The 351-nt window shown below is 66.7% G+C and carries 1 protein-coding gene; it reads right to left on the bottom strand.

The window, feature by feature from the left end; genetic code table 11:
• Nucleotides 1-351 (bottom strand): GbsR/MarR family transcriptional regulator (locus tag KVT32_RS29215; protein WP_217619329.1); only part of this gene is annotated, 351 nt, incomplete at both ends.

Here is a 351-nt window from a genome sequence, read left to right as displayed (position 1 = left end):
CAGGTCGACCAGCTCGTGCATTTCGCGCATGCGTTGTTGCGCGAACACATCTCCCGGAGTCTGCGCATTCGCCAGCAGGGATTCGCGCAGCACCGACAGGGTCGGAGCGACTTCGCGCCGGCGCCGCTCGGCCGCCACCACCCGGAAGATTTCCCACACGTCGCCCAGCGAGGTGAAGTATTCGCGGCGGTCGCCCGGAACGCGGTGCAGGCGCACCAGGCCCCAGGACTGCAGTTCCTTGAGCCCGATGCTGACGTTCGAGCGCGAGATGCCCAGCTTCTCGCCGATGTCGTCGGCGTGCAACTGCTGCTCGGTGACGAAGAGCAGGGCGTAGATCTGGCCTACCGTGCG

It is taken from the genome of Achromobacter sp. GbtcB20, from assembly GCF_019091095.1.
Lineage (GTDB): Bacteria > Pseudomonadota > Gammaproteobacteria > Burkholderiales > Burkholderiaceae_B > Achromobacter > Achromobacter mucicolens.
The sequence above is the reverse complement of the archived record's forward strand: the minus strand, read 5'-3'. Positions and strand labels throughout refer to the sequence as shown.